Here is a 6,061-nt window from a genome sequence, read left to right as displayed (position 1 = left end):
GTAGAGGTCGGTGCGGGCGAGGCCGGCGGGGGGGGGGGGGCGCGGGGCGCGGCCGGGTCCGGCGTCCGCGGGGGGGGCGCGGCGGGCGGGGCGCGGGGCCCCCCCCCGGCCCGGGGTCAGTCGTTGTGCTCGACCATCCGGTCCACGCAGACCGCCACCGCGAGCAGCAGCGGGACGTCGTTGCCGTCCTCGATCTCCACGCCGAAGGTGTCGCGGATCCGGAACCACTTGCGGGAGATCTCGGCGACCCGGTGGCCGTCCGACTTGATCGTGTACTCCTTGTCGATCAGGTCGCCGTGGATCTCCAGCTCGCCGCCGTCCTCCAGCTCCACGTGGTACTTGTCGTGGAACGGCGTGAACAGCTTCTTGCGGACGGTGGCGACGGTGTCCCCGTCGGCGTTCTCGATCCGCATGGCGTCGCGGACGGTGAGCACCTTCTCCTTGATGACCGCGACCACGTTGCCCGCGGTGTCCTGGAGCTCGAAGGTGTCGCGCAGCCGCAGCACCTTGCCGTCCACCAGGAACGCCTTCTCGCCGTCACCGTCCTCGATCCAGTAGTCGTCGCCGACCGCGAACAACCGCTCCTTGACCACGTACTTCATGCCCCACCGACTTCCCTTCGCGCGGACACTGCCGAGCACATCGTGCCCGACGGGCGCTCCGCGGTCAGCCCTCCCCCCGCCTGCGCGTGTCCCGGCGCGGGCCGGCCGCCGACGACGGGTCAGCCCGCGGTCCTCGCCCGCAGCCGGCGCAGCATCCGGGCGTCCTGGAAGCCGACCGCGCGGGCCGCGGACTCCACCGTGGCGCCCTGGGCGATCAGGTGCTCGGCGTGCTCGACCCGCAGCTCCTGCTGGTAGCGCAGCGGGGTGAGGCCGGTGGCCTCGGCGAACCGCCGGGTCAGGGTCCGCTCGCTCACCCCCGCGCCGGCCGCCAGGCCGGACAGCAGCAGCGGGTCGGCGAACCCGGCGTCGATCACGTCCTGCACCCGGTGCACCGCGTCGCTGAGGTGGGTGCGGTGCCGCAGCATGGCACTGGCCTGCTGCTCGTCACCGTTGCGGCGGGTGTACACGACCATGGTCCGGGCCACCCGGGCGGCGGCGTACGGGCCGTGGCGGACCGCCAGCTGGTGCAGCGCGAGGTCGATGCCGCTGGCGATGCCCGCGGAGGTGACGATCCGACTGTCCTCGACGTACAGCACGTCGCGGACGACGGCGGCGCGCGGGTAGCGCCGGGCCAGCTCGTCCTGCAGGTCGTGGTGGGTGGTGCAGCGGCGGCCGTCGAGCAGGCCGGCGCTGCCGAGCGCGTCGGCGCCGGAGCAGACGCTCGCCACGGTGCCGCCGGCCGCGTGGTGCGCGACCAGCCGGGCCAGGGTCTCCGGCGCGAACACCGGCCGCCGCGGCAGGTCGGGCGAGCGCCAGCCCGGTACGACCACCAGGTCGGCCGGGGTCAGCTCCGGCCAGACCGTGGCGGCCCGCAGTCCGATTCCCTGGGCGGTGGGGACGTCCTCCTGCTCGGCCACGTAGACGGTGTCGTAGACGTGGCCGAGGTCGGCGGCCGAGGAGAACACCTGGGCCGGACCGGCGAGGTCCAGCAGGTGCAGCCGCGGCGCCAGCAGGAAGACCACCTTCGTCACGATCCGGTCAGCTCCTCCACGGTGGCGATGCGGGCGAACCGGCCCGCGAGGGCGTACTCGGTCCGGGCGATGATCTCGTCGGTGGCCAGGGTACGCGGGTCGGCGAGGATCTCGGCCAGGCTGCGGCCGGCCGGGGCGTCCCGGTGCTCGATCGGGTGGGTGGCGGTGGCGTCGGTGACGAAGACGACCTGGTACCCGAGGTCGGAGGCCACCCGGGCGGTGGTCTCGCAGCACTGCTCGGTGCGGATGCCGCTGATCACCACCTCGCCGATGCCGTGGCGGGTGAGCAGCTGCTGGAGGTTGGTGGTGGTGAACGCGTTGTGCGAGGTCTTGGTGACGACGGGCTCGTCCGCCGCGGGCTTCAGCCCGTCGATCGGCCGGACGTGGCCGAGCTCCGGGTCGAACGCGCCGCCCGAGCCGGGCTCGGCGTGCAGCACCCACACCACGAGGTCGCCCCGCTCCCGGGCGGCGGCCACCAGGCGGCCGACCTGGTCGGCGATCCCCGGGTCGGAGACGGCCTCCCAGTTCGGCAGGCGGCGGAAGGACTCCTGGACGTCGATCACGACGAGTGCGCTCTTCATGGCTCCATCCTGGCCCGTCGGCGGGCCCGTTCCCCAGGCCCGATCACGCCCCGACCCGGAACGATCCGGTCACCGGATCGGCTCAGTCCGACAGGTGCCACAGCAGCCGGTAGTAGGCGGTCCGGTCCGGATCCGGCGCAATGCCGTAGGCGTCCAGCAGCGGTCGCTCCCAGCCGGGTCCGTAGTTCCACCGGGTGCTCCAGGTGGCGACGGCCAGGTCGGCCCAGCGGTCGGCGACGCCGAGCGCGCCGAGGTCGACGTGGCCGCTGCACCGGCCGTCCTCGCCGACCAGCGTGTTGGGGGCGCACGCGTCGCCGTGGCAGACCACCGGCCCGTCGGCGGGCGGGGCGTCGGCGAGCGCATCGAGCGCCCGCTCGACGGTGGCGAACCGCGGGAGGTCCTCCGGCCAGTCGGCCAGGTCGATCCGGCCGGCGGCGGCCCGGGCACGGACGGCCGCCGTGCGCCGCTGCGCCGACCAGTCGAAGGGGCAGCCCGCCACCGGCAGCGCCTCGTGCAGGGCCCGCAGCCCCTCGCCGACGGCCCGCACCGCCGCGGCGGGGTCGCGCAGCCACCGCCCGTCCACCGCCGACCGCCCGGGCAGCCCGGCCGTGGCGATCCACGAGCCGGCCTCGTCCGCCCCCGCGGCGAGCACCACCGGCACCGCGGTGAACGGGGCCGCCCAGCGCAGCCGCACCGCCTCGGCGTCCAGCCCGGCGCCGACGACCGCCGGCAGCCACTTCACGAACTCCGGGTCCCCGTCCGGCCCGACCTGGAAGGTCAGCCCGCCCAGCGCGTTCTCCCAGACGGCCCGCACGGGTCGGCCCCGCGCGAACTCCACAACGGACGGCGGGACGTCGACCTGGCCCGAGGGCGCACCGGCGATGATCACCGGGCCATTCTGGCCGACCGTCGGCCGGGGCGGCGGGCTTGCGGCCGGTGGTCCGCCGCTGCCGGCCGGGGTGTATAAGTTGTGGGCCCACCGAGATCGTGGGCCTACAAACAGGGGGGATCCGCCGAATGCGGAAGAACGTTCTCAAACGCGCCACAGCGGCCCTGCTCGGCGCCGTCGCCATCACCCTCGCGGCCCCTGCCCTCAGCGCCTCGGCCGACTCGACCCCGACGGCCGCAGCGCTGCAGAGCGGCCAGAAGCTCCTGCCGGGGCAGAGCCTGATGAGCGGTGAGTCCAGCCTGGTGATGCAGGGGGACGGCAACCTGGTGCTCTACCTGGTCGGCCCCACCGGCGCCCACGGACCGGCGCTGTGGAGCAGCGGCACCTACGGCAACCGGGGCGCGTACGCGTACATGCAGCCGGACGGCAACCTGGTCGTCTACCGCAACGGCGGCAGCAGCCCGGCCGACGCCCTGTGGAGCAGCAGGAGCTGGGGCCACCCGGGCGCGTTCCTGTCGCTGTACAACGGCACGCTGAGGGTCAGCGCCGTCGACGGCACCGGCACGCGCTGGGAGACCCACACCGGCGTCGCCCCGACCGTCAGCCAGGGCGGTTGGCACCCGGAGACCCTGATCAACTCGAGCCGGAATGTCGAGCCGGGTCAGTGGATCGAGTCGAACTCCGTCTGGCTGCTCAACCAGCCGGACGGGAACCTGGTGCTGTACCGCAAGCGGGACGGCGCCGCGCTCTGGTCCAGCCGGACCTGGAACCACCCGGCTTCGAGGGTGGTCGTCTCGGACTCGCGGTTCGACGGCGCCCTGAGGCTGGAGAACGTCCAGAACGGCCTGACGGAGTGGTCCATCCCGGTCAAGGGCCAGTCCGGCATCTACGGGAAGGTCCAGGACGACGGCAACTTCGTGATCTACACCGGCAGCGGTACCGCGCTGTGGAGCACCGGCACCTGGGGCAAGGCGTAGTCCCCCGCCGGCGGCCGCACCCGTGACCGCCAGGAGCCCCGGCCGCACCCGCGGCCGGGGCTCCCGCGCGTCCGCCCCGCGCAGCCCCGGGGCCGGAATGCGTCCGCGGGCCGATGGGGTTGGATGAGGACATGGCTTCTCGTGCACGCGTACGCGCCCCCGAACTGGTGGGCAAGGGCGGATGGCTCAACACCGGCGGCAAGGACCTGTCGCTGGCCGACCTCCGCGGCAAGATCGTCATTGCCGACTTCTGGACCTTCTGCTGCATCAACTGCCTCCACGTCCTGGACGAACTCCGGGAACTGGAGGAGAAGCACCGCGACACCGTGGTGATCATCGGCGTGCACTCGCCCAAGTTCGTGCACGAGGCCGACCACCGAGCCGTGGTGGACGCCGTCGCCCGGTACGAGGTGCACCACCCGGTGCTGGACGACCCGGAGCTCGCCACCTGGAAGCAGTACGCGGTGCGCGCCTGGCCGACCCTGGTGGTGATCGACCCGGAGGGCTACGTGGTCGCCCAGCACGCCGGCGAGGGGCACGCCCACGCGATCGCCCGGCTGGTCGAGGAGCTGGAGGCGGAGCACACGGCCAAGGGCACGCTGCGCCGCGGCGACGGACCGTACGTGGCGCCCGAGCCGCAGGCCGGCGACCTGTCCTTCCCCGGCAAGGCCGTCCGCCTCCCCGACGGCCACTACCTGGTGGCCGACTCGGGCCACCACGCGCTGGTGGAGCTGGCCGAGGACGGCGAGAGCGTGGTGCGGCGGATCGGCGACGGCGAGCGCGGGCTGGTGGACGGCGCCGCGCCGCGGTTCAGCGAGCCGCAGGGCCTGACGCTGGTGCCCGAGGGCCTCGATCTGGGCTACGACGTGGTGGTGGCCGACACGGTCAACCACGCGCTGCGCGGCGTCCGGCTCTCCGACGGCAGCGTGACCACGCTCGCCGGCACCGGGAAGCAGTGGTGGCAGGGCTCGCCCACCGAGGGCCCGGCCCGCGAGGTGGACCTCTCCTCGCCGTGGGACGTCGCGTTCTTCGACGGCCGGGTGTGGATCGCGATGGCCGGCGTGCACCAGCTCTGGGCGTACGACCCGGTGGCGGGCACGGTGGCCGTGGCGGCCGGCACCACCAACGAGGGACTGGTCGACGGCCCGCTCGCCGAGGCCTGGTTCGCCCAGCCGTCCGGCCTCGCGGTGTCGGCCGACGGCGAGCGCCTGTGGGTCGCCGACTCCGAGACCTCGGCGGTGCGCTGGGTTTCACGTGAAACCCGGGACGTGCACACCGCCGTCGGCACCGGCCTGTTCGACTTCGGCCACCGCGACGGCGCGGCCGCGCAGGCGCTGCTCCAGCACCCGCTCGGGGTCACCGTGCTGCCGGACGGCTCGGTCGCGATCGCCGACACCTACAACCACGCGCTGCGCCGCTTCGACCCGGCGACCGGTGAGGTGACCACCCTCGCCACCGACCTGCGCGAGCCCTCCGGCGCCGTGCTGGCCGGCGAGGACATCGTGGTGGTGGAGTCGGCGCGGCACCGGCTGACCCGGCTGCGGCTGCCCGAGGAGGCCGTCCGGGTGGAGTCGGTCGCGCACCGCACCCAGCGGGCTGCCACCGAGGTGGCGCCGGGCGCCCTCCGGCTCGACGTGGTCTTCCGGGCACCGTCCGGCCAGAAGCTGGACGAGCGCTACGGCCCGTCCACCCGGCTGCTGGTCAGCGCCACCCCGCCGGAGCTGCTGGTCTCCGGGGCGGGTGCGGACACCGACCTCTCCCGCGAGCTGGTGCTGAACGAGGCGCTCACCGAGGGCGTGCTGCACGTCTCGGCGATGGCGGCGTCCTGCGACGACGACCCGGAGATCGAGTACCCGGCCTGCCACGTGCACCAGCAGGACTGGGGCGTGCCGGTGCGGCTGACCGCCGACGGCGCACGCCGGCTGCCGCTGGTGCTGGCCGGCATGGAGTGACGCACGGGGGCGGGCCGACCGGCACCGGT

Annotated in this window: 6 protein-coding genes; 2 read left to right on the top strand and 4 right to left on the bottom strand. The window is 74.3% G+C overall.

What is annotated here, in order from left to right; genetic code table 11:
* Positions 1-116: 116 nt before the first annotated feature.
* From ACFV0G_RS33390 to ACFV0G_RS33375, 4 genes are all read right to left on the bottom strand, one after another.
* Positions 117-602, bottom strand: a complete 486-nt coding sequence (locus ACFV0G_RS33390; RefSeq protein ID WP_380556104.1) for an LURP-one-related/scramblase family protein — start codon at positions 600-602, stop codon at positions 117-119.
* Between the two features lie 119 nt (positions 603-721).
* Positions 722-1,633, bottom strand: coding sequence for a GlxA family transcriptional regulator (locus ACFV0G_RS33385; RefSeq protein ID WP_380556102.1), 912 nt, complete (start codon positions 1,631-1,633; stop codon positions 722-724).
* The gene (locus ACFV0G_RS33380) at positions 1,630-2,214 is read right to left on the bottom strand and encodes a cysteine hydrolase family protein (RefSeq protein WP_380556100.1); all 585 of its coding nucleotides are present in this window, start codon (positions 2,212-2,214) and stop codon (positions 1,630-1,632) included. The genes ACFV0G_RS33385 and ACFV0G_RS33380 overlap by 4 nt, the downstream gene beginning before the upstream one ends.
* 82 nt (positions 2,215-2,296) lie before the next feature.
* A complete protein-coding gene (locus tag ACFV0G_RS33375; protein WP_380556098.1) occupies positions 2,297-3,103 on the bottom strand; it encodes a phosphotransferase in 807 nt (268 codons plus the stop codon).
* A 128-nt stretch (positions 3,104-3,231) separates the two neighbouring features.
* Between ACFV0G_RS33375 and ACFV0G_RS33370 the strand changes: the two genes are divergently transcribed.
* Positions 3,232-4,080: a hypothetical protein gene (locus ACFV0G_RS33370; protein ID WP_380556096.1), complete on the top strand. Its 849-nt coding sequence runs from the start codon at positions 3,232-3,234 to the stop codon at positions 4,078-4,080.
* Between the two features lie 131 nt (positions 4,081-4,211).
* Positions 4,212-6,032, top strand: a complete 1,821-nt coding sequence (locus ACFV0G_RS33365) for an NHL domain-containing thioredoxin family protein (protein WP_380556094.1) — start codon at positions 4,212-4,214, stop codon at positions 6,030-6,032.
* Positions 6,033-6,061: the final 29 nt, after the last annotated feature.

The sequence above is a fragment of the Kitasatospora sp. NPDC059571 genome (genome assembly GCF_042735675.1).
GTDB lineage: Bacteria > Actinomycetota > Actinomycetes > Streptomycetales > Streptomycetaceae > Kitasatospora.
This window is presented reverse-complemented; position numbering and strand designations above follow the sequence as displayed.